Source organism: Candidatus Firestonebacteria bacterium RIFOXYD2_FULL_39_29 (assembly GCA_001778375.1).
Classification (GTDB): Bacteria; Oederibacteriota; D2-FULL-39-29; order D2-FULL-39-29; family D2-FULL-39-29; genus D2-FULL-39-29.
In genome coordinates, this window is record MFGV01000010.1 from 1 (window position 1) to 24,759 (window position 24,759).

General features: G+C 38.3%; 22 protein-coding genes and 1 pseudogene. All 23 read right to left on the minus strand.

Going from position 1 to position 24,759, the window contains the following annotated elements; genetic code table 11:
- Positions 1-1,100, minus strand: a pseudogene (locus A2536_11510) (hypothetical protein).
- 244 nt (positions 1,101-1,344) lie between these two features.
- Positions 1,345-1,563 (minus strand): hypothetical protein, encoded by a 219-nt coding sequence (locus A2536_11515; protein OGF48026.1) that lies wholly within the window; start codon positions 1,561-1,563, stop codon positions 1,345-1,347.
- 15 nt (positions 1,564-1,578) lie between these two features.
- Complete coding sequence (locus A2536_11520) at positions 1,579-2,148, minus strand: hypothetical protein (GenBank protein OGF48027.1); 570 nt, start codon at positions 2,146-2,148, stop codon at positions 1,579-1,581.
- Positions 2,099-2,872 (minus strand): hypothetical protein, encoded by a 774-nt coding sequence (locus tag A2536_11525; GenBank protein ID OGF48028.1) that lies wholly within the window; start codon positions 2,870-2,872, stop codon positions 2,099-2,101. Before A2536_11525 ends, A2536_11520 begins: the two co-directional genes overlap by 50 nt.
- A 131-nt stretch (positions 2,873-3,003) precedes the next feature.
- Complete coding sequence (locus A2536_11530; GenBank protein OGF48029.1) at positions 3,004-5,490, minus strand: hypothetical protein; 2,487 nt, start codon at positions 5,488-5,490, stop codon at positions 3,004-3,006.
- Between the two features lie 273 nt (positions 5,491-5,763).
- Positions 5,764-5,943, minus strand: a complete 180-nt coding sequence (locus A2536_11535) for a hypothetical protein (GenBank protein ID OGF48030.1) — start codon at positions 5,941-5,943, stop codon at positions 5,764-5,766.
- 133 nt (positions 5,944-6,076) lie between these two features.
- The gene (locus A2536_11540) at positions 6,077-8,722 is read right to left on the minus strand and encodes a hypothetical protein (protein OGF48031.1); all 2,646 of its coding nucleotides are present in this window, start codon (positions 8,720-8,722) and stop codon (positions 6,077-6,079) included.
- Positions 8,723-8,914: 192 nt separating this feature from the next.
- Positions 8,915-9,775, minus strand: coding sequence for a hypothetical protein (locus A2536_11545; GenBank protein OGF48032.1), 861 nt, complete (start codon positions 9,773-9,775; stop codon positions 8,915-8,917).
- A 40-nt stretch (positions 9,776-9,815) separates the two neighbouring features.
- Positions 9,816-10,475, minus strand: a complete 660-nt coding sequence (locus tag A2536_11550; protein ID OGF48033.1) for a hypothetical protein — start codon at positions 10,473-10,475, stop codon at positions 9,816-9,818.
- 256 nt (positions 10,476-10,731) lie between these two features.
- The gene (locus A2536_11555) at positions 10,732-11,868 is read right to left on the minus strand and encodes an ABC transporter permease (GenBank protein OGF48034.1); all 1,137 of its coding nucleotides are present in this window, start codon (positions 11,866-11,868) and stop codon (positions 10,732-10,734) included.
- Between the two features lie 177 nt (positions 11,869-12,045).
- Positions 12,046-13,182, minus strand: coding sequence for a hypothetical protein (locus A2536_11560; protein ID OGF48035.1), 1,137 nt, complete (start codon positions 13,180-13,182; stop codon positions 12,046-12,048).
- A 236-nt stretch (positions 13,183-13,418) separates the two neighbouring features.
- A complete protein-coding gene (locus A2536_11565) occupies positions 13,419-14,153 on the minus strand; it encodes an ABC transporter ATP-binding protein (protein OGF48063.1) in 735 nt (244 codons plus the stop codon).
- Between the two features lie 11 nt (positions 14,154-14,164).
- Complete coding sequence (locus A2536_11570) at positions 14,165-14,884, minus strand: hypothetical protein (protein OGF48036.1); 720 nt, start codon at positions 14,882-14,884, stop codon at positions 14,165-14,167.
- Positions 14,868-15,743, minus strand: coding sequence for a hypothetical protein (locus A2536_11575; GenBank protein ID OGF48037.1), 876 nt, complete (start codon positions 15,741-15,743; stop codon positions 14,868-14,870). The genes A2536_11570 and A2536_11575 overlap by 17 nt, the downstream gene beginning before the upstream one ends.
- A gap of 295 nt (positions 15,744-16,038) precedes the next feature.
- Entirely contained in the window at positions 16,039-17,334 is a 1,296-nt protein-coding gene (locus tag A2536_11580; GenBank protein ID OGF48038.1) for a hypothetical protein, read from the minus strand.
- Positions 17,335-17,364: 30 nt separating this feature from the next.
- A complete protein-coding gene (locus tag A2536_11585; protein OGF48039.1) occupies positions 17,365-18,003 on the minus strand; it encodes a hypothetical protein in 639 nt (212 codons plus the stop codon).
- Positions 18,004-18,101: 98 nt separating this feature from the next.
- Complete coding sequence (locus tag A2536_11590) at positions 18,102-19,118, minus strand: hypothetical protein (GenBank protein ID OGF48040.1); 1,017 nt, start codon at positions 19,116-19,118, stop codon at positions 18,102-18,104.
- Positions 19,119-19,121: 3 nt separating this feature from the next.
- Positions 19,122-20,183, minus strand: coding sequence for a hypothetical protein (locus tag A2536_11595; protein OGF48041.1), 1,062 nt, complete (start codon positions 20,181-20,183; stop codon positions 19,122-19,124).
- The gene (locus A2536_11600; GenBank protein ID OGF48064.1) at positions 20,180-20,728 is read right to left on the minus strand and encodes a hypothetical protein; all 549 of its coding nucleotides are present in this window, start codon (positions 20,726-20,728) and stop codon (positions 20,180-20,182) included. The genes A2536_11595 and A2536_11600 overlap by 4 nt, the downstream gene beginning before the upstream one ends.
- Complete coding sequence (locus tag A2536_11605) at positions 20,721-21,491, minus strand: hypothetical protein (protein ID OGF48042.1); 771 nt, start codon at positions 21,489-21,491, stop codon at positions 20,721-20,723. Before A2536_11605 ends, A2536_11600 begins: the two co-directional genes overlap by 8 nt.
- Positions 21,479-22,255, minus strand: coding sequence for a hypothetical protein (locus A2536_11610; GenBank protein ID OGF48043.1), 777 nt, complete (start codon positions 22,253-22,255; stop codon positions 21,479-21,481). Before A2536_11610 ends, A2536_11605 begins: the two co-directional genes overlap by 13 nt.
- Positions 22,252-23,709 (minus strand): hypothetical protein, encoded by a 1,458-nt coding sequence (locus tag A2536_11615; protein OGF48044.1) that lies wholly within the window; start codon positions 23,707-23,709, stop codon positions 22,252-22,254. Before A2536_11615 ends, A2536_11610 begins: the two co-directional genes overlap by 4 nt.
- Positions 23,706-24,758, minus strand: coding sequence for a hypothetical protein (locus tag A2536_11620; GenBank protein OGF48045.1), 1,053 nt, complete (start codon positions 24,756-24,758; stop codon positions 23,706-23,708). The genes A2536_11615 and A2536_11620 overlap by 4 nt, the downstream gene beginning before the upstream one ends.
- Position 24,759: the final 1 nt, after the last annotated feature.

Genomic DNA, 24,759 nt, shown 5'->3' on the forward strand with positions numbered 1-24,759 from the left:
TTAAAGCTTACAATTGTAAGATTTAAAGAATTTGTGCCGGGGGCATCACCGGATAGATCAGAAATATTGTAATTATTATTGGTAACGTTCCAAGTTCCGGTAGCCAGGTAATAGCCATCCCCGCAATCTTGCGTAATATTATTTTTAGCAAATGAGGCCGTATTCGTTCCACCGCAATAAATACCTGTTTTACAGTTTTGAATTGTATTATTATACAAATACCCTGTTCCAGCATCAAATACGATAGCAGTATTAGTATATGAACCATTAACAAAATCATAAATAATATTATTAAGCAGATAATGAGTAGCATTAAAAGTTCTCAGCCAAAAGGCTTTAGTATTTTCAGTAGTACCTGAAAAACTGTTGCCGCGTATAATATTTTTGTAACTTCTTATCCATCCCACAGTTGCCGGTTGATATTTAATACCAAATCCCCAAGAACCATTTGCGACTTTAATCTGAACTCCTTCTATTTTAGCGTAAAGAGTACTTATATCAAAACCGGTTGTTGCGACTATTCTATATTTCGTATCATCCCACTTTCCTGCATGTCTTGCAGTTGCATCCGTATAAACATATACATAATTTGTCGCGCTTGTCGTCCAATTAGTATTTATTGTAGTCCCTGTTGAGTCCTGGAAGGCGAAACACACTGCAGACGCTATTGCCGTATCCCCTATACTTGAAAGCGTCACGGTTCTTGAGGCATCAGCAGTCTTCTGAACTATTTCTCCTGAAGAAAAAGTACCGACAATGTTCTTTATGAGAATCTGGCTGTTATTGGTAGTTTGGGATACATGGATACACGTCCCGGTAGCTCCTGAGGTCAGACCGGTAACAGCAGCTCCATCTTCTATAGTTGTACCGGAATTGGCAGATATTGAGAATACCTGAGTTGTAGAGGCAGTGAGATCACACCTGACTGCGGTTGACCAGGCATTTACTCCGGCATAATCACCGCCTGATGATTTTATATTACATTTGAATTCAGTTACGGCAAAAAGGCAGGAAGAAAAGGGGAGAAACACAAATAATACTAAAAGGAGGTGTGTTTTTATAATCATGTTTTGCAAAAGACCCTTAAAATCACCCATCATTTTTTTGGCAAAGCTCCCTGACATTACTGTCAGACTTATATCAAAACTAATATACACATGTATATTAGTAAATTCTGCTAACTTTGTCAAGAGGCTATAATGTATTACTATTTATACACTTTTGTTATTCAAAGTAAAACTCATAGGAATATCTATATTTTCAAGAGATGCTCCGTCTTTGCAGATATTATCCGGAAGAAATGTTGCAGTATTCCGCCCGGATCCGTTTTCGCCTCTTATAGTATTATAAGCACCGTATTTTCCTTCCCTTATAAAGATATTCTTTGTGAATTATGATATCCGCCGGAATCCCGTAATGGTCGAAAAGCACAACATTTTGGGTCGTGCTTACAACCATATTATTTTCTTTAGCCCATTCTTCAAAAACAGGTTTATTCTCTTCAGCAAACATTTGGGACAAAAAAGCGGTCAGCAAAACTATAACTGAAACTCTTGTTTCCATTCTTCTTTTCTCCTATTATTTAAACTGCGGCAAATAAGCTTTATGAACCTCATACATTTCTTTTAAGACTTTTTCAAGTGTATCAAGATCCTTAACCGAAGAATGCAGCATGGCAGCCTGGACTACCTTGTTTCTATCCCCTGTTAACGCCGCATCTACAGTCAGCTCCTGATGATCAAGCTGGCTCCTTACAACGGAATAGACAGACTTTGGAAACGCGCCTGCCGCCAGAGGAATCGCTCCATGAGCTCCGACAAAGCAGGAAACTTCAACAATCGCAGAGTCCGGAAGGTTGGATACGGCACCATTATTTATAACATTCCAAATATGCATCTCTTTCGCATCAGCAACCATCGCACGTATAACACTGATAGCCTGATCCCCATGCGCCGCATCCGAGGCATCCATCCGGCCCAAGTCCCCGTTATTTTCTTCGAGTTTTTCACTGATGAATTTTCTGATGTTTACAGCTCTATTTTTCAGCATTTGAGAACGGAATTCGTGACCGGGAGTTTTAAACATCTTCAGCGTAGTTTCAAGACAATAAAAATATCTGGCGTAATAAATAGACCCCGGAATAATCAAGAAGACGGCAGGCAAATTGCTGCATATCATCCATCTTGCTCTTATCTGCTTTTTTTATTAATTTATCCAGTCCGGCATAAATATCCTTTCCTTTGTAAAACATCTTCAATGTCCACGTGCAGTGATTTACCCCCTCCACATAGGTTTTTATCTCGCGGCTCTCTTCTACGGGAAGGCCGAGCAGTTTTGCAATATACCATTTAACGCCGAACACCCCGTCACAAAGCCCCAGTGTTTTTACCGGAGCAATTCTTCTTGCTGCATCACAAACAAAATTTGTAGGATTTGCATAATTTATCAGCCAGGCATCAGGACAGCTTTTTTCCATCTGTTTTACCAGCTTGACTATTTCCGGTATACATCTAAAAGCCATAAACATTCCGCCGACACCCGTTGTTTCCTGGCCAAGAATTCCATATTTCAAAGGAACCGTCTCATCCAGATATCTTCCGTCTAACCCGCCTGTCCTGAAAGTCGTTAAAACAAAATCAGCCCCGTCCAGGGCTTTCTTTAAATCCATAGTATCTTCGACTTTAAAAGGAACTTTCATATCTCTCATGACTATTCTTCCAAAATCCGCCATTGGTTTTAAATTCTCTTTATTAACATCATAAAGCATTATGGTAGATCCCTTAAAATCATCCTTGTACTTTACAAGAGTATTCAGCATTGAAACCGTATACACACTTCCCCCGCCGATTATTGCTAACTTTATTCCTGCCATAATTTAGATCCTCCTAACTATCAATTGTAGTTGCCCAATTCATTGGGCGTTTCTCTAAAACGCCTGATACCTTTTTGCCCTCCAATCTTTAAGGAGGGAATCAGGCAACTACTTTTTCATAAAATCCAAAACTACTTTACTTCAACTTCTTCTTTATCTGTGTACTCCAATTTACAACGTACTGTCCGGTTGGCATATTCATCCGTTATAAAAAGCAGGTCTTTCCATACTGCCATACCCGTAGGCCTTGTCAGAGGAATTTCCGGGTCAATTACTATATTTGTTCCCGCAAGTTTTTTATTTCCGCCGCCGCCTTTGCAGTCTTCATTGCCGTAAACTCCGACCCTGAGCATTAAATTACCCGCGGCATCCAGAGCTTTAACATTATAAACTGCCGCATCGTGGCACCATACTCTATCATCCTCATCTACCGAAATTTGAGCAGTGTGGCATTCATAATAGCCGCAAGACCAACCACCGGTACCGGAAATACCCGCATGCTCCCATTCAGTATCTGATTTACCCGGACTCTTTTGCCCGCCCTTTGGCGGAAATTTTACAAGCTTATCTTCAGTAGAATAACGCCACCTGGAAGGTTCTGACAAATTTTTATTTTCCCAATATTTTCTCACAAGAGGACTTCCATTGTGAGCATGAGCATCTACCGTATAAATACTTCCGTCTCTGGCTACAGCCACGCCATTAGAAGCCCCATGGCCATTATGATACCAGAACAGATATTTGTCACCGCGAAGCATAATATTAAATTCATCTATTAATTTTACTTTGCCTTTTTCTTTTAAATTACCGTCTTTATCGTAAACATCTATACGGCTTATAGTTATAGGCATATTTTTATTTACAAAAGGTTTCATCTCTTCCTGAGGCCTGTCATCAGAGGTAGTAATAGAAAGATAAATATCTTTATTCGGACCTATCCATAGTCCTCTGACCACTAAGACGTCAGGTTCAAGGGTTATCGAGTCTTTACTTCCAAATTTAATACGGTTACCCATGTGATCATATTTTTGTAAAATATCTTGTTTTCTCCAGTCTAATTGAACCCCCACATATAAATTACCTTCACTATCCAGGCAGCTTTGTCCGGATCCTTCCTGCCGTCCATAATTTCCGATAATCTTTTTACAATTTTTTCCATCCAGGTCACTGACGAAAACTGCATTTTCAACGGCACTTGTACAATAAAACTTCCCATCTCCCACACTCGGATATGTCGGAAAAGAAACGCTTAAATCTTTTTTTCCTTTAATAATTTGCAAATCAAAACTTTTCCCCGTATCTAAAGCTCTGACAAGAGTATCCTTACCCGCACCATTCATAACCCACACTATATTATTTACGGAATCAACTGCTATTTGGCTGATTTTTTCCGGAATATTACACTCATATACAACAGCTAGCGTCTCGGATGACTCTATTTTTTGAAGTTTACTTCCTTTACAAATATATACCGCTCCTGTTTTTAAATTGCAGCCCAGCTGACCGTTAATTTCTTTATTATTCTTGATTATTTTTCCGTTTTTATCAAAAATAGTTAAACCGGTTTTATCTGTCACCCAGATATTGCCGTTTGGCTGGACAGCGACTGAAACCGGCGCTTGCATCTTTATCATAAAATCACCGCTAAAACTTTTTACCGGCTCCAAAGTTTCCCCGTGTATATGAGACAATACATTAAGATCACGGTCAATAATATAAAAATCACGGTCGGGACCAATCGCCACACGAATATGTTTTGATTCACGTACTTTTAGGCCAACAGCCCAGGGGAATGTAATAGCAACTCCCTGGAAAGGAAAACCATCTTTCATAACCCAGAACTGAGGACCGCCCCAACACCAGTTTCCCAGAGCAACGCCATAAGGACTTATACCCATTCCTGTTGCTTGTGTATAAAAATAATAAGCCGCCGAATGGTTTATTGATATCGGAACGGTATTCCCTTCGTAGTCAGGAACTCCGGCAGGAACAGGGATTCCTCTGACAAATTTGCTATTGTAAAATTCTACCGTGCCTTTCAACGCGGGACTGTAAGGCCAATCTCTTCTTAAATATTTTCCGTCTTTATCAAAAACGCGCAAGCTTGAATCGTGCACACCTGAACTACCGGATATATACAACTCCCCTTTAGAATTTACCGCAATCGCACCAATAGCAATAAAAGCATCAGGATTGTACAATAAATATTTATCGAATTTTGCGTTCATACCAGCACCGACTGAAACTTTACACTTTTCCGTTACATTCTTCCCTTTATCATCATTTCCGTCCCACACAATGGTTTGAGAAAGAGATTTTGGATGAAAAGGCTTTGCCGCTTTATCACCGCCTACAAAACCGCTGGCTAAATGACGTACAACTTCACCTTTTTCATTAACAATTCGTACAGTAACATCGGTAGCCTTTTTAACACTAAATGACACCTCATACCCTTTATCGGATTTTTTAACTGACGGTTTGTCTTTTATAAGTTTTACGGAAGCGGACTTGCTTGATTGATCTGCTGATTTCTGAGCAAAAATACTTTCACCGCCGGCAACAAAAAAGGACATAAGAACTACCACTGTAAAAACCGTTATTTTTTTCCATATCATCATAGTTTACTCCTCCAGTAATGAAATATTCTCCTATTTATTTCTAATTATTCAGCAGGTTATTTAAAACCCGGATATTTCAAATCCTGCTTTAGTATACAAACAGATATGCTTTTCGTCAAGGGTACTATTACGGTTATTACTTGACTTATAGCGTGATATTTTTATCCAGGGCTTACTTTTGTCTGTATTTGGTGGGATTTAAACCGTACCTCTTTTTGAACAAACGGGAGAAATACGAAATACTTGAATATCCGGTTTTTCTTGTTATTTCTCCTATATGTATATACATTTTTTATTATTTTCCAGGCTGCTCTTTAAAAATTGCAAACCAAACATGGTTTTTCCGGTTCCTGAATGGCCTTCGATAAGAGTAATACTACCCTCAATAATTCCGCCACGCAGCATTTTGTCCAAACCGGGAATCCCAGATCTTATTCTATTTAGTTTGTCCATTTTTATCACCTTAATAATAATAGTATGAAATAAATAATTGATTTTGGGAAGAGATGATTATTCCGTGCGATGCCAAAAGTCTTAAACCTATCGTAGCTGCTCTACTCCCTGCATAAAGTCAGTTTCAATCTGCCTATTCCTCAACTACGACGCCTTCCATTTCAGCAACCAGATCTGTTATCATCTTCGAAAATGCCTGAGTATAAGAAGAACCGGGGTCTGTTGCAAGGTATACAGATAAATTATCAAGAAACTTTTCAGCATTGTCATATTTACTGAGTATCCTGTAATTTGTCAGATAAATATTCATCGGCATATGCTGAGGGGGGGTCCTTCTGAAACTATTTGCATATATAACTCTGGCGCTGCTCGAATTAAGAACTTCATCTGAAAGTTTTTTTGTCAGCGCATCCGCTACGACATTACTATCAATGCAATGATAAAGACTTCCAACAATAGTTGGCGCAGTCGCATAAAGACCTGTATTATAGTTATTGGTGTTAAACTCCGGACGGAATCCGCTAGCCATACCAAGCATTCCCAATCTGTCAGAATCAGAAGTCGATACGGGAGGCGGTTCTCTTAAAGAATGATATATCGCAACTTTATTTAATGTAACGCTGGCTCCTATGCCCGGGAAAAACATACTGCTTGGCGTTGTTCCGGAGACCCCCAGCGAAAAATCATAAAAAAGAATTCCGCTGGTAATTATACCAACAGGATTTGCATCTTTCGAATCTTCAACAAGGTTTGGATCTTTTGGAATCCACCACTTACTTATATCATTCGGATCCAGCTGCGCCGCATTTATCGGACCGACATACAAGTCCTTAGTACATACAATAGTAACAGGAACTTTTGGAGTGCCCCAAACGACCAAAGGAACTTCGGAAAAGATAACACCATACTTTTGCCTGTCTATCGGAATAATACTACTTTTGTATTTTGGATCCCTCGGACAGTTTGCCTCGGTTATAGTATTTAAATCAAGCTTTACTACCTTCTGTTTATCACTTATCCAGGCTTCAACCCCCTGGGAAACATCAAAATCATGGCTATATACAATTTCTATTATATGATCTTTATCAGCATCCAGACACTTTCCACCAGGAATCGAGGAAGAACCAAGTTTTATTGTTCCTGCTGCATAATCAACTTCATAGTAATGATCAACCGGGTGAGTAACTAAAGTGCTTCCTGTTGCACTCAAATCATTATCCGGAGCTTGAGTCCATAAAAACTCGCTTGCCCCCCCGACATCATATACCAAAACCGGATGCTGGCTGGGTTCATTTACTATCCCTTTTCCTATTGGATACCCCATAAGCGCAAGAGGACTTATGACTTTGTTTTGCACCGATAAGACAGTTGCGCCTGATAAGACTGTTGCGCCTACTGAATGGCCTGGGATGCCTCTTTGTTTCCTGCCTCTCCAATCATTTGGGGAAGCAGTTCCCCAATAACCCGGAGGGGATTTAAACTCAAAGGTATCTATAAACGTAGGAAAATTTAGTTTAATCTTTTTGCCTGACCTGTCAATCGTAAAACTGTTATACGTCCCCTGTACAGGCCCAACCGGTCCGAGAAAAACACTCCGTGTGGCTTTTAATTTCAAAAACAAAAGCTTGATATAATTCATATCTCTTTCAGCCGGTACCGGTATATCCGCGCCGTTCAGACCAAAATTTACACTATCTGCTATCTTCTCCCTGTGCGGTGCGTCTTCGGCGGTGCCAATACCATATCCGCCTCCAACGACACCCCCTGCTCCGTAAGGGTCAATTGTATACATCATTTCATTTGTAATATTCGCAACCGTACCTTTCGGATTATCCCAGGTAATATTCCAATCCGGATCTATGACACTCCTATAACTGTCATACGTTATTTCGTTTACTTTGGGAAGTTTAATCTCCCTGCCGCCGGTATCTTTGTCATCTATCAGGTTGTATTCATACTTACTTCCATCCGCTCTTTCCTTTTTTACTACCAGGTCGTCACCAAATTGATTTGCATTATATGGCCATATCGCGCCATGTGTCGAAATCCATCCGGGCCAGCCGCCTGATTGCGGACCTACAGGAGTAACATAATATTTAGCCGTATAATTACTAATATCAAATAAAAATGGTACCGGTATTGTACCTTCTCCAACCATTAAAAAATTATCAATAGAGTCAGGCTCCGAATGACCAGGAGTCCAATCCGCAGCATTGTAAAGTTTGCCTGAAACTTCCAGGGCCGGACCGTATTCATCTTTTGATTTAACAAAAAATTCATTACCCCAGGATCTTCCGATTATACAATCACCATTAACATGTACAGGACCCGCAAACGGTGTTCTATAATATGGACGGGTAACTCCGATATCACTGAAATGCAGATAGTCTGTCGAGGTATTCATCGAAACTTCCGCTATCAGCGCATATTTTGAAATATTCGTTACATCCGTACTTTCAAGCGGATATTGACCTACCGATACAGCTAAGGTATTATGATAACCGCGTCCTATAAGTGTCGCGCTTCCTACTCTGTACTTACCCCCTCCAAATTCCTTTTCACCGCTATACTGTTCGTAAAGATTATAGTATTGTCTCAAATTATATATTAATTCCGCGATACCTGCTTTTGCTATCCAGAATGCTTTTTGCCTTTCACTGTCTTTTTGCAGCAATTTAATATTCCCAACAGTCATTGTAAGGAATATTCCCCCCAATAACGTTACCACCGTAAGCAAAAACATTGACAAAATCAAAATCGAACCTTTTCGTTTACTCATATTACCTCACTGAATCAAAAAAATAACAAGCCGGCTTTAATAATACATGCCGGAACAGCTTATATTTCTTTATTTATTATATATCGGATTTATGTCATTGTCAACTGGTACTTGCCGTTTTGCCCGGAGGTTGTTTCTTCCTATGAAAACGTAAACTGTATGCAGAAAAAACATACCTCACAACCCCTCAAATTAAAACATTTTGATAAGGCGAATTACAACAGGGCCAAATATCACGATAAATATAACAGGGAAAATAAATAAAACAAGAGGCAGCATAAGTTTCACCGGAGCCTGCATAGCCTGCTTTTCAATTCTTTGTACTCTTTTAGTACGAATTTGACGGGTTTGAAGCCTTAGAGTTCCGGCAATACTTGTCCCCAGTCTTTCCGATTGGATTATAGAAGAAATAAAAGATGAGAAATCAGACATGTTGACCCGCAAAGACATGTCTTTCAGCGCATCTCCCCTTTGTCTTCCGATTTTTACATCCTTGAGGTAGTTCTCAAACTCCTCTCTTAACACCGAGATCCTCGCTTTTGAAACATACTTTATTATGGCATTATCAAAGGTAAGACCGGCCTCAACACATACGGTAATAATATCCAGGGCAAAAGGTAATTCTTTGAATATTTGTTTCTCGTAATTATCTTTATTACTTTTAATTTTGATATCAGGGTATACAAACAATCCGAGAGTAACTCCGACAGTATAAATATTTACGGAATCAAAGAGCAGAAAAACAACAAGGAATCCGGAGAGAGCCATAAGTTCTTTATAAGCCAAAAATTCATCAGGATTATATTTTTTATCAGATTTACACTCTATCAGCTTTCTTCTAATTTTCCCGCGATATTTTTCTACCGGCAGGTAAGAATTGAGAGCTGCAATAGTTTTCACTATAAACTTTAACAACTCTGAAATACCGGAAGTTTTGACACCTCCGGTACCGGCAACTCTCCTGCTAACAAGTATAGTGTTATAACCAAACTGAAGATGCCTTATCACAAGAAATATTGCCGCTGAAAATATTATTGTCACCGCAATTACCATTTTTCCGCCTAAATTTTGAAGTGATTCCACTGATTTCCGGTCAAAAGTCTATTTTAGTGATTTTTCTGATGAAAAACGCGCCGATCAGTTCCATTGTCAGGGCTGCTATCATTAATAACATTCCCAAAACTGTATTAAACATTGGAAGAATTAAATCCCTGTCAATCAAAGAAAGAAAAAACAACAAAACAAACGGGAGAGCTCCGACAATAATACCTGAAAGTTTTCCCTGAGAAGTCAAGGTCTTTATCTGCCCCTCCAACCTGGCATTTTCCCTCATATTTTCTGAGACTTTCGATAATACTTCAGCCAGATTGCCTCCGGCTTCTCTTGAGATTATTACAGAAGTTACGAACAACTCCAGATTATCATCTTTATGCTTTTGACTTAACTCAATGAGAGCCTTTTCAACATTAGAGCCCAGCATTATTTTATCCTGTACTTCTTTAAACTCTCCGGCCAACGGTTGCGGCAGTTCTTTAACGAGATATGCCACCGCCTGTTGAAAGGTCATGCCCGAACGAAGTGAACCCGCAATTAATTCCACCCCGTCAAGTAATTGACTTCTAAATTTATCATTGATCAGCTGTTTTTTCCGGTACTCAAGGAATTTCGGCAGGCCAAAAACTAAAGCGGAAATAATGAAAGCAAAAAGCAGATTAGAAATTAATAATAATCCGAAAAATAAAGCTACAGACACGTATATTAATGATCTCCCCTTGAGTATCATAATACATAATATCGAAGTTCATACTAGAAGTCAATATTATTTTTGTTACGGGTGAAAACAAGAACAAACTCGAAATTCTAAAAACCAAAAGCTGTAAATCAACAGGCAGAAACAAGAACACCAGACTGGATCCCGTGTCCTGGCACGGGATGACAGAAAATAGTATTTTCTGTTTTTGCCAAGCCTCTAAGCCTCAAACCATCCAACCTTCGGAGCCTTCGGCTCCCTATCCCAGTTTCTTCCTGAATCTCATCGAGCTTAAAGTAAATATAACTACACCAAAAATAATAAGCGCTGCTATCTCCGGCCAAAGTATTTCAATACCGTTACCTTTAAGGATTATTCCTCTGATTATAGTTAAAAAGTACCTTAAGGGTATTAAATAAGTCAGATATTGGGCCGGCTCCGGCATATTTGTAACAGGGAAAACAAATCCCGAAAGGATCATTGCGGGAAAGATGAACATGAAGGTTGTTAACATCGCCTGCTGCTGTGTCCTGGAAATAGTGGAGATAAATAGACCTATACCCAGCGTACTCATGATGAATATAAGGGAGCATACGGCAAGAAGCCAAACACTGCCAAGAATCGGAATATTAAAGACGACAATACCTCCGGTTATTACCAATACTACATCTACCATCCCTATTATAACAAAAGGAAGCGTCTTCCCGAGTATTATTTCGTAGGGTTTCAACGGCGACACGACAAGTTGCTCAAGCGTCCCATTTTCTTTCTCTTTTGTAATAGACATCGAAGTTAAAAGCATCGTCATAAGCGTAAGAATTAACGCCATAACACCGGGAACCATATAATTCGCGCTTTTTAACTCCGGGTTGTACATTATTTTTACTTCAGGACTTACCCGGGGAAATGAGATGCTTTTCCCAAGTAAACCGGCCCGGCTATTCATTATTTTGTCCCTGATCTCTTTGTTTTTTCTTTGAACAATCTCATTTAAATAATTAAGTCCTATGCCTGTAAGTGTTGCATCGCTCCCGTCCGCTATTACTTGAAAAGACGCTTTTTTATTCATCTTGATGTTCTTACTGTAGTTTGGCGGTACATACAAGACAAAATCCGCTTTTCCTGATCTTAAAGCTTCTTCAATCTCACTTTCTTTTTCAACACCCTGTTTTAAGTCAAAATATCCGCTATTTAAAGCGGCTCCCACCAGTTCCCTGCTTTCAACAGAGTTATCACGGTCTATAACCGCAAGATAAATATGCTTTACATCTGTTGTAACGGCATAACCAAGAAGAATGAGCTGAATTACGGGAGCTACAAAGATAACAGGAAGCATCTTTTTATCCCTGAACGTCTGAATAAACTCTTTTTTTGCAAGATTAAATATTTTTTTCATCTACACTCTCATCCTTAAAATGAATTATAACTATTCAAATCAAAACTTTTTAAAACCTATATTCCTGTTTGATAATCAGTGGAATCCAATAGTTTTGCAATCTCTTCAAAAGATCCACCCGATATAATTGGTGGAAGCGGAATCGAACCCGAAATTCCTTGTTTCTGATTTCGGGTCTCACTTTAATTTCTTTTTGAAATTCTTTGAGGCAATTAACATAAACAGAAAACCAAATACCGTCAATACAACAAGTTCTCCAAAAAGAACGACCAACCCGCTGCCTTTCAGGAAGATCCCGCGAAGCACCAGAAGGAAATACTTGGCCGGAACAATAACAGTAACCGCCTGAATAATCACAGGCATGCTTTTGACCGGGAACATGAAACCCGAAAGTATAAATACAGGAAGAAAGGAAATCAGCATGGCTACCTGATTGGCAACTTGCTGGGTATTTGCCAGAGCCGATACTACAAGCCCTATTCCCAGTCCTGAGAAAGCAAATATTCCGGTCATGAAAAACAGCAAAATAATATTTCCTTTAAGCGGAACCCCAAAGACGAGAGTACCGACAAGAACGACCAGAAACATATCAAACATTCCAAGGACCCAATACGGTATTATTTTCCCTATTATAACTTCATGCGGTTTAACAGGAGTGACTATAAGCTGTTCAAAGGTCCCTTTTTCTTTTTCCCGAACAATAGTCAAAGAAGTAAGGATACCCATTATAACGCTCATTATAACGGCTATCAACCCCGGAATAATAAAATTCCTGCTCTTCATCTCCTGATTGTAAAATATTTTAATATTTGATTCTATTCCCGGAGTCTGCTTAATTTTTGCCAGTCCATTTTTATTAAGAGTTTCTACGGTAAGCTTAGCCGTATAGAGAAAAGAGATACCCCTTACGTAACCGACTGCAATATTCGTACTATTGGTATCCGCACCGTCCACCACCACTTGTATTTTAGTCTCTTTATTTTTTATAAGTTTATCTGAAAACCCGGCAGGAATAATAAGACCTGCCTTTGCCTCTCCCTTATCTAAAGAAAGCACCAGATCATTTTCCCTGTCTGTATAACTGATAATATTAAAGTAGCCGCTTGCCGTGAATCCGGAAATGTACTCTCTGCTCTTTGCCGTCTTATCATGATTACACACTACTATTTTTACGTTATCTATATCCATATTTATGGCGTAACCGAAAAGAACTATAAATATCATAGGCATACCAATCGCCATAAACAAAGATCTGGGATCCCTTATAATATGAAGAATCTCTTTTTTCATTATGGCATATATTTTAGAATTCATCTTACTATTGAGCTCCTAAATATTAATCACTAAAAATATAATCAATTACTAAGATCTAAGCACTAAATTCTAAACAATTACTAAATACTAAATTCTAATAACTAAACTAAATCATTGTAATTATTTTAATAAACTTCCTTACGTTTAGTGCTTTAATCTTAGTCATTGCTTTTCTTAGTGCTTAGTGCTTTAATCTTAGTCATTGCTTTTCTTAGTGCTTAGTGCTTTAATCTTAGTCATTGTTTTTCAGTGTATTTCCTAATTGAATTAACAAAAAGTTCTTCCAGACTGTCTGTATTATTAGCTGCTTTAAGCTCCGCGGGGCTTCCCATTGCAATAATATCTCCGGTATAAACGAGCGCAAGACGGTTACAATTTTCCACCTCATCCATATAATGCGTGGTTACAAATACCGTTGTACCTTCTTCTGCCAACTTTCGAATTAGTCTCCAGAAATCCCTGCGGGATAAAGGATCTACCCCGGCCGTAGGTTCATCCAGAAAAAGTACTTTTGGCCTGTGAATAATCGAACAACCAAGAGCCAGCCTCTGTCTCCAGCCGCCTGACAATAATGAAGTAATGATCTTTTCTCGCCCCTTAAGTCCTGCCATCTCAAGTATCTCAGTTTTCCGGGCAGCAAATTCTCCTGAGGCAACATTATGAATACCCGCAAAAAATTCTATATTTTCTTCCACAGTCAAATCGTTATACAAGGAGAACTTTTGCGACATGTAACCTATTATTTCTTTTATCTTATCGGACGCCGTATCCACGTCAAAACCTTCAACGGTCGCGCTTCCTTTTGTAGGAGCCAAAATACCGCAAAGAATTCTTATGGTTGTGGATTTACCGGCTCCGTTTGGACCTATAAAACCAAATATTTCTCCGCGTCTAACTTGAAAACTTATACTATTAACGGCAATAAAGCTTCCAAAGGTCTTAGTAAGCTTATTTGCTTCTACTGAAAATATACCGTTTTCAATCATTTCTCCAGTCCTTGTATTTTCTCTATGAAATACTCTTCAAAAGAGCCGGGTTTTTCTTTTGGTTTCTCTTCCGAGATAAACTTCCCTTTATATATCAAGGCCACCCTGTCAAAACGGTTAACTTCATCCATGTAATTAGTAGTCACAAGTATAGTTATCCCGGAAATTTTATTTAATTCTTCAAGCATTTCCCATAACTCCTGTCTGGAAAGAGGGTCCACACCGATAGTCGGTTCGTCCAGTATTAATATTTTAGGGAAATTTATCAGAGCACAGGTTAAAGCAAGTTTCTTCTGCATTCCGCCTGACAAAAACTGAGCCTGACGGTCTTTGAATTTTTCAAGATGGCTGAATTTATAAAGCTCTGCTATTCTTTCAGCTCTTGCCTTTTTTTTAATACCGTAAATATCTGCAAAAAAATTAATGTTTTCCTCTACAGAAAGGTCTTCATACAGGGAGAATCTTTGCGGCATATACCCTATAAGATTTCTTGCTTCTTCCAGGTTTTTTTTAATATCTATCCCTGAAATAGAAACCTCTCCGGAGGTTACATCAATTATTCCGGAGACTAACCTTACAGTAGTAGTCTTACCCGCTCCGTCCGGACCCACGATACCGTATATTTCCCCTTCCTCTACAGAGAAGGAAACCTTATCTATAACTTTGATTCCGGAGTAATCCTTTATAATGTCTTTAACTTCAATTATCTTTGACATTTATTACCGCATCCGCAGGCATTCCCGGTTTTAGTTCGTCCTTTACATTATCAAGGAGTATTTTTACCGCAAAAACCAATCTTGTCCGTTCATCTTTAGTCTGAATATTTTTTGGTGTAAACTCCGACTGCGAGGCAATATTCACTACTTTCCCTTCATACTTTTTCCCCGGAAACGAATCATTTGTTACTTCAGCTTTCTGTCCGAGTTTTACTTTACCTAGTTCCGTCTCTGCAATATAAATTTTTAAATATGGCTTTTCTGTGTTCCCGACAGTTGCAACTGCCATTCCGGGGCTAAGCATCTCGCCTTCTTCTGCATTCTTACTCAGTATCACACCGTCTATCGGTGACTTTAGATAACAATTATCGATCATAGCTGAAATATAGGAAACCTGAGCTTCTGTCTGGTTTTTCTGTTCTGTACTTGATTTAAGTTGGGACTCAAGAACTTTGTATTGGGTCTCAAGCTGGTCAAACTGTTGCTTGGAAGCGGAACCGGCCTTTAATAGCTCTCCTGCTCTCTTATAATTATCCTCAGCATTCTTGTACTGCGCCCTTATCTGTACCATAACCTCAGAAGCACCATTCAGGGAGGCTTTGGCTTGTTTAAGCTGAGCATTTAATTCATCGTGCGCCAGTTCAGCTACAAGACCGCCCCTGTTAATCCTTCCTCCTTCTTCCACCGTCATCTTTTCAATCTTCCCCATTATCTTGGATGAGATGTCAACCTGCGTTACCTCAATGGTTCCGGAACCGGAAAGACCGTTACGCCTTGAATTATTTATACCGCTGATTACGAAATAAGCGGAAATACCTAAAACCAGAACTATTGGAACTATTATCCTGCGTTTATCCATAAAACCCCCTTTAAAATCAATTACTAAGATTTAAGCACTAAATTCTAAACAATTACTAAATGCTAAATTCTAACAACTAAACTAATAAAATCAATTACTAAGATCTAAGCACTAAATTCTAAACAATCACTAATACTTAATAATTAAATCTTAAAATAAATCATTGTAATTATATTAATAAACTTCCTTACGTTTAGTGCTTAGTGCTTTAATCTTAGTCATTGCTTTTCTTAGTGCTTAGTGCTTAATTCTTAGTTATTGTTTAGTATTTAGTGCTTTAATCTTAGTCATTGCTTTACCGTAGTTCTCCTGTTGCTTTCAAAAACGCGGCTTTCGCTATCGTCAGATCGTACAGTGCCTGCAGGTATGCAGTTCTGGCCGTAAGAAGGCTCAGGTGCGCATCCATTACGTCATAATTAGTATTTATACCGCTCGTATAGCTGGCTTCTGCTATTTTGTAATACTCCTCCGCCTGCTTTACGCTGTCTGACTGAGAGAGTATCCTTTCATTTGCTTCGTTCATGTTCAAAACCGCCTGTTTAACCTCTAGCTCTATCATATTTTCTATCTGCGCTTTTGCAAGCTCAGAGGACTTTACCGCGGCTTCACCCTGTTTATATTTCCCGGCCGTAGAAAAGCCGTCAAAAAGAGGAATTGTAAGGAACACACCTGCATTCCAGCTCTCCACCCAGGCAAGCTGGGAATAATACGGATTTTGATAATTATAGCTCAAAGCACCCGTAAGCAAGGGTTTATCCTGCGTGGCGGTTAAAGCAAGAGAGGCTTCTGTAATCTCTTTTCTCGCTTTTGCCTTCTTAAGCTCTACCCTGTCTGAAAGAGCTTTTTTAAGTGCAGGCTCAAAGCTCTCAGCTTTAAATTCAACACCTTCGACTTCTTTAAAATCTCCTTCTACTTTTATTTCCTGCGCCAGAGGAACTCCCAGAAGATTTTTAAGGTTCTGCTGCGCCAGCTCATAATTATTTCTGCTTTTCGCAAGGAGCGGTTTAATATTCGAACCCCTCACTTTTGCCCGGAGCGAGTCAAAAGAAGAGCCGGCTCCGGCTTTTAACCGCGAGTCCGCCATTTTAATATTTTCTTCAGATAATGTATATGACTCCTCGTTGGTCTCCAGTATTTTTTTCGAAAGGATAACGGAATAAAATGCCTGGTTGAGATTAAAAAGCGCCTGTGCTTTCACTTGTTCAAGTTCCAGCCTTCCGGCTTCCAGTCCTTTCCCGGCAACTTCGGGAGCTAAAAACATTCTTCCCCAGTCAAAGATGGTTTGATTTAACGATGCTTTAAATATCCAGTTGTCACTCGCACCAAATTGTATGGCTCTGTTTATAGGAGCCGGCATCTGGATAACAGGGACATTAGAGATGTAGTTATAACCTCCGGATAAAGAAAGCTTGGGCAAATATCCGGAAGATGCATCCGTAAATTTCCCCTCAGCATCAAGAACGCTTTGTTTTGCCAGAAGAATCTCGCGGTTCTTCTCAAAGAGAATATTTTTTGCTGCGTTATAATCCCAAGGCAACGTCCCTGCCCAGGCCGCAACCAGCATTATTAACACCATTAAAACAGCTTTCATAATTATACCTCCTGATTGAGAGATCATAAATTAAAGTAACGTCTTTTGTGTTTTGTTATTTTCACTTGCCTTTTTAAGTTCTTTTAGATTCTTTCTGCCTTTATCCGTAAGAACACCCTGAAACATCATGGTAATTATTACATCAAATACTTCTCCGACGCTGTATTCCATCTCGGAAAGCACTTGAGGGTTTATGACATTTTCAATTGCTGCAAGATAAATAATAATAACAAGTTTTTTGTCCAGGTCTGACCTTATTACTCCACTCTCAATACCTTCATCAACAACTTGTGTAAAATACTTAAGTACAAGATTCTTTCTCTTAGCACTGACCTCTTCCCAAAGTTCAGGAGCATTTTTTTTCATATCGCGGATAAAGACAGGCGTAATCTTTAAAGTACTTGCTATCAGGGTTTCACTTAGCCTCTTAAATCTTTCCATTAAGGGTGTCTTTCTGTCTGCAAGTATTTTTGAAACTTTTGCTTCTGTCATATTTATTTGAGAAAATATTGCAACGCGCAGCAGGGTCTTTTTATCCGTGAATATTTTATAAAATGTCTTCTTGCTCATTCCAAATTCCGAGGAAATATCCTCCACTGTCGTACCGGAAAACCCGGAAGAAAGGAAAAGCTCTCTGGAAATATTGATTATTTTCTCTTTAATATTCACTTGTACACTCCGGAAACTATATCGGTACTCCTAGTTTCCATTATAACAAGAGTTGCTCTTTTTGTCAACAGGGAAACATATTTCACCAAAGACTTACTCTATCTGTTTACAAGACTTTTCACTACATCATAAACTTGTTCTACGCTCACATTGTTCATGCATTTCAGATCAGCGCAGGCAGTTTTTTCACATCCTAAACAATCGAGCTTTGCAGATACGCTTATATTATTAGTATAGTCTTTTGGAGTTATCGCACTGTTATTTGTCGGCCCTATTATTGTAACTATCTTTTTGTTCAGCCCTACAGCTATATGCCTGATAAAACCGTCGTTAGTAACCAGCAGCTGTAATCTGGATACTATTTCTGCTATCTTTTTAATATCCGGCTGGGCCAGGATCAGATACTTCCCTGCCGGATTTATTTTATTAAGTTCATCAATTTCTTTTTGTCCTCCACCCAGAAGGGCAACAGTATATCCTTCATTAACAAGCTTATCCGTTAGTTTTAAATATTTTTCAACTGTCCATCTTTTAGTACGCCATGTCCCGAATATATTCACCCCGATTATTTTTTTCCCTGAAAGATCATTCTCGTTAAATATATTATCTATTTCTTTTTTATCAGATTCTCCGACATTAATACTGAATCTTTTATTCCCGGTCTCACAACCCGCTACTCTTACGATACTCAGCATAACATCAGAAATATATGTATCAAGAGGGGCTACGCCTGCTCTCATATTGTAAAAATACTTTCTTATTCTCCAGGAACCGCCGACCCTGTATTTTGCCCCGCTTAGAAATGAAATAAGCGCGCTTCTCATATTTCCAAAAAGATCAATTACCATTTCCGGACGCAAATCCATTATCCTTTCTATTAAATCCAGGTCTCTTATTAATGGTTTTCCCTTATTTTTATCAAAACAAATAATTTCATCAACTAGATCAAGTCCCGACAGTATATCCTCTGCTTCCTTATTGACAAGCATATATATTTTGCTCTTTGGATATTTTTCACGGACAGCCCTTAACGCAGACTGGGTCAAAAGAATATCCCCAAGCGCTTTGAACCTTATTATAACTATCTTTTTTATTTCTTCTTCAACTATCTGCAAAGCTTAAATACCCCCCTTATTATTCTTCTTATCTTTTCTGTCAAGCAGTTCAATAACTGAATTAAATACTCTTTCTCCGGTTATTTCAGTCATACATTTTGGGGAAGCACAGTCACTGCTTTTGCATACTTCACAACCGGTATTATTATCTATTACTTTAAACTTTGGATCTTTGTAGGGGAACCATAAATACGACTCGTCATACCTGTAAATACCCACAGTAGGGATATTTAAAGCGGCGGACATATGCACGGGACCGTGGTTATTTGTCACAAAGCAATCACAAATACTCATAACCGCTAAATCTTCGCGAATACTCCGGGTACTGACTATCACCGGTTTATTTTTCATTGCTTTTACAACCTCATCATTAACAACCTTATCTAAAGGTCCGCCAAAAAGCAGAACTTTGTTACCGGAGGTTATCAATCTGTCGGAAAGCTCTGCATATTTTTCTTTAGGCCAGGTAAACGATTCACCCCGCCTGCATCCCGGATGAATACCTATAATATTTGACGACTCCGGAAGGGAATGATCCTTCTTAAAAGCTTCCCCAAAGGCCTTTTCACTTTCAGACAAATATAACTTTGTTTCCCTTTCGCTCTTTTCTATCCCAAACATCCTGACAGCATCTTCATAGGCATCTATAGAATCACTCTTTAGGGAAGGATCAATAATATCCTTTCTTTCAATGAAAGTATTGTAACAAAAAGCCCTGCCGCGGATATTCCAGCCAATCCTGTATTCTGCTCCGGAAAGAAATGTCAGCAGGGCACTTCTTGGATTCCCAAATACATCTATCACAGCATCGTAACGTTTTTTTCTTATTTTCAATATATTCTTAAAAGTAAACAGGTTCCCTTTTTCCGCCTCTATCATATTATTTATGTCAGGGTTATTTTCCAGCATTTTTAGCGGTATCTTTTCCGCGAGATAATCCAGCTTCATTTCCGGGAATCTCTTTTTAAGGTCTCTAATAATGGCAGTAGAAATTATGACATCTCCAATGAATCGCAATCTTACGAAAAGCACCTTTTTTATATCCTCTGTTTTAAGAAGTTTCACTTTTTAATGTCCTTCAATATCCATTTTACCGCTTCCATCAAATCCTGAGCTATATAATCCGGCTGACATGAAATATCCTTCTTTTCTACTTTGCCGTAACCGGTAAGGACCAAAACACTCTTTCCTCCCGCTTTCCGCCCCATCTTAATATCGCAGACTTTATCACCGACAAAATATGAATGTTCCGTATCAATATTCAGTTCCTTACCTGCTTTTTCTATCATACCGAGCTGTGGCTTTCTGCAAGCGCACTTATCTTTTGGAGTATGGGGACAAAAGTAAACACAGTCAATGACCGCACCGGCTTCTTTCTTTAGCATTTTCGCCAATTTTAAATGAATATTATTAAGCGTTTCAATTGTAAACATTCCACGGCCTATACCTGACTGGTTAGTCACGACTACTACAGGGATCCCTGCATCATTTAATTCTTTTATTGCTTTTGCCGACTTGGAGTAAAGTTCCAGCTGTTTGGGATCAGAAAGATATTCTTTCTCAATATTAATAGTCCCATCCCTGTCTAAAAATACTCCCGCCTTATTCATCATGTCTTCTTCTCCAGGCTCTACAAGCTTCCCTAAAGCCCCTGAACCAAATATACCATGGGGCAATTTTTCTTTTAAAATCAACAAGACTATCGGTAGGTTTAATAAATACTCTTCGTATTTCAAAATAATCCTGAAGAACAGTGCGTTTGGAGGAAGCTATTGCAATCCCGAACATATATCCGGCTTTGGAGGCACAACTCTTCACATTTTCATTATAATTTCCGTAAGGATAAAAAACAGCCCGCACCTTTTTTCCTGTAATACTTTCCAGAGTATTTTTTGAGTTTACCAGGTCTCTTTCAGCATCCTGAACACTACACATTGCAAGATAGGCATGATTTTCGGTGTGTGATTCAAAAGATACTAATGTTCCCGTATATTTTTGTATTTGTTCTTCTGAAATGGTCAAAGAACCGTCAATTTCCTTTTCCCAATTGCTCTTTTTACCGATACATCCGGTTACTACTGAAAACACACTTTTTAGTTTTCGTAAAGCAAGTATGGGGATAACATTATTTATAGTTTCCAAATAAGCATCATCAAAGGTTATCATAACAGGTTTCTCAGGAGACTCTTTTTGACCCTTAAGTATATTCTCTAAATCTTCAAAGTTCAAACAGGTATAACCCCTTTTAACCAGGATATCCATTTGTTTTTCAAACTGAATTGTCTCTACGTGAAAATTATTCCATTTTTTTGCCGTTTTTTTATCTATAACATTATGATACATCAAGACAGGCAAGTATCTTAACTTCTCCATTTAATTTCCTTTTTGTCAAATTTATACATTTCATAGAGCTTAAGTTCAGAAGAGAACACATAAAAGGCAGAGAAAGAGTGAAACAGCAAACCCCGTATGCCGTCTAATATTCCCAGTTTTACTATATAATATTTTAAAAATCTTATCGTCGGACGGATAAACACTCCGTACCAACTTGGTTTTTTATTCCTCCGAAATCGGCCTGAAGCTTCAAGATATGTATAGGAATTGAATTTATGGAAATATGCAGAAACCGAAGTATAGGAATAATGCAATACAGGATTTTTTAATTTAAAAACCATACCTTTGCCGATACTCACTGTTTCATGGACTTCTTTAATACCATAAGAAAACCTGCCTTTGCTTTTTTTAAACATCCTCAAATGGTAATCAGGATATTGACCGCCATACCTGAGCCATCTTCCCAGGAAAAAGTTCTTTATTGGGAATAAATATCCTTCTTTATCAAAATTCAAGGACTTAATTTCCTGTTTTAGCTCTTCCGATACTCTCTCATCAGCATCAAGACTCAGGATCCATTCATTTTTTGCCTTTGAGATGCCATAATTTTTCTGCGAGGCATAACCGTCCCATCTTCGTGTAAATATCTTTTTTGTATACCTTTTGGCTAAATATACTGTTTTATCACTGCTCTCTGAATCGACAATAATAATTTCATCCACAAAATCAAGCGTCTGCAGACAGTCAATAATATTATGTTCTTCATTCTTCGTTATAATAACAGCACTTATATTTGCAATCATTTAACCGCCTTTAAAACAACCTGTAGCACTTGATTCACTGTTATCGCATCAAGACACAGAGGCATATTGCAGTCATTTTTCCAGCAAGGCTTGCAATTCACATCAGCGCTAAGCGTATAATGCTTATCTTTAGAATTGTACGGATTAAATATTTGAGACTCTTCCGGTCCCACAATAGATATCGAAGGAACTCCAAGAGCAACGGCAGCATGCAGCAATCCTGAGTCATTTCCTATGAAGAGATTGAAGCCGGACAAGAGAGCCATAACTTTTCTCAAGTTTCGCTCACAAATCGTAAATGGTTTATTTTTCATTAATTTTATTACTTGTTCTAAAGCTTCAGGATTTTGAGGATCTTCAATAAATATTATTTTAAAACGTTCTTTTATCAATTTGTCTGCAAGATCCGCAAACCGTTCTTTAAACCACATTTTATTCTGCCTGCTGGCAGAAACATTTATCCCGATTATTTTATCACGTATTGAAAATCCAAATTTCCTGATATTAATCAGCTCGTTTTTCAAAAGTTTAACTTCCACTTTCCTTGTTTTAACCGGTATCCCTATTGCCCTCAAACAATCCAGATCTCTGTCAATTGCATCTTCATATTCTTCAGGTTTTCTCACTCTAAAACTGCTGAAATAATTTTTCCCGTTATGATTATTTACAACCTTATAGTCAGCTCCGGAAGCCGCAGCCAGCAATGCTGTTCTTAAACTTGCTTGCGGGCATAAAACCAAATCAAATTTACCGGCTTTAAATATTTTAAAAAAAGCATCAAAAATACCGTCAAAAGTTATAATTGCTTTAATGTTAGGATTGTTTTTAATAATTTCCCTGTTGGCCGGATATACAGCACATGTAATCGCTGCATCTTTATAGTACCTTTTAAGATTTGCCAAAAGCGGCGTCATAAGAACTGTATCACCTATACCCCTTAGCTTTATTACAAGAATTTTTCTAATATCCATTTTCTTAAGCACCGGTTTCAACGGGAACTCAGCCTGAGAGTATTTTCTTATCGAACCGCTAAAGACAGCACTCTCATTTCCTTTTTGCCAGACATACCTTTTATAAATTCTTGTTTCCAAGTCAGATTCAGGAATCCAGATATCCTTATAGTTTTTTACAATTTTAACTTTTACACGATCCTGGATTACACCGGACAACTTAGTTCTCATCTCTATCTTCAGGGGAATAGATATTTCCTCATCAGCATTCAGGACAACAACCCAATCTGCCTTTGAAGTTTTAATCCCCTTTTGTATCATTTTCTCCCGGTTATCATCAAATATCAATACTTTAACTTCATATTTTTTCATAATTTTTCTTTTTATTTTTGAGGATGAACTTGTAACCATTATTATTTCACTCGTCCAGCCATATATTGTTTTCAGGCATCTCTCAATATTCTCTGTTTTATCTTTCATTACTATAACAGCTGATATTTTCATAGAAAACCCTTTATGCCGGTAAGAACCTCGGCTACTTCAATATCAGAGCAGCGTTTTGCCGATATTACCTGAAGCTTACTTTTATCCTGTGGAGTCCAATTGAGATGGTCATTTTCCCCGTACAAACCAACCAAGGGTACTTCCATAGCCATTGCAGCATGAGCCGGTCCGGTATTTCCGCAAACAAGCAATTTAAATCTTTTCATCAAAGAAGCTAACTGCAGGATATCAGTTTCACAAGCCATATAAGCGTTAGCTCCAATATTCTTTACAATTTTTTCCGCAATAGTCTTATCTGCTTTTCCCCACGACACAATTATCTTAGCATTATATTCCGATGTTAGAATTTTCCCAAGAGCAATATATTTTTCCAAAGGCCACTCCCGCCTTTTTCTTCCGGTGCCCGGATTAAAGCCTATAACTAGATCTGTTTTTCCTATACCAACACTTTTAAAATATTCTAAAGACTGCTCAACTTCCTTACTTTCCGGGTATAATCTGCTTTTTATTACACCGGTTCCAAACCCAAGCTTTTCTATAAGATCCAAATTTCTAAGAAGCTCATATTTTGGAGCTTTATTTTTTTCTATTAATATATTAAAAAACTCTTCAGAATACTTATCCTTAAATCCGGCTCGATAAGCCGCACGGCTGAGATAACAAGCATAAGCGCCCTCAAGACTAAAATCATATATAAGACTGATGGCAAGATCATAATTACTATTCTTAAGTTTTTCCCTGTCATTATAATTGTCATACTCCAGGACTTCATCCACAAAAGGATTATTTTTCAATACTCCGGAATTATAGCTTCTGACTAAAGCGGATATTTTAACATCAGGAATTGTATTCTTTATATTTTCAAAAACCGGAGTTGAAAGAATGAGATCCCCTACCTTATCCAATCTTACGACTAAAACTCTCTTTACTTTTGAAATCCGGAATGATTCCGGATTTACTTTTTTTTTAAAATAACGTAAATAGTTAGCTAATAATACAGTCTTTATGCTTTTCCATGAATCCCGAAGTATTGAACTATGAAGTCTCAAT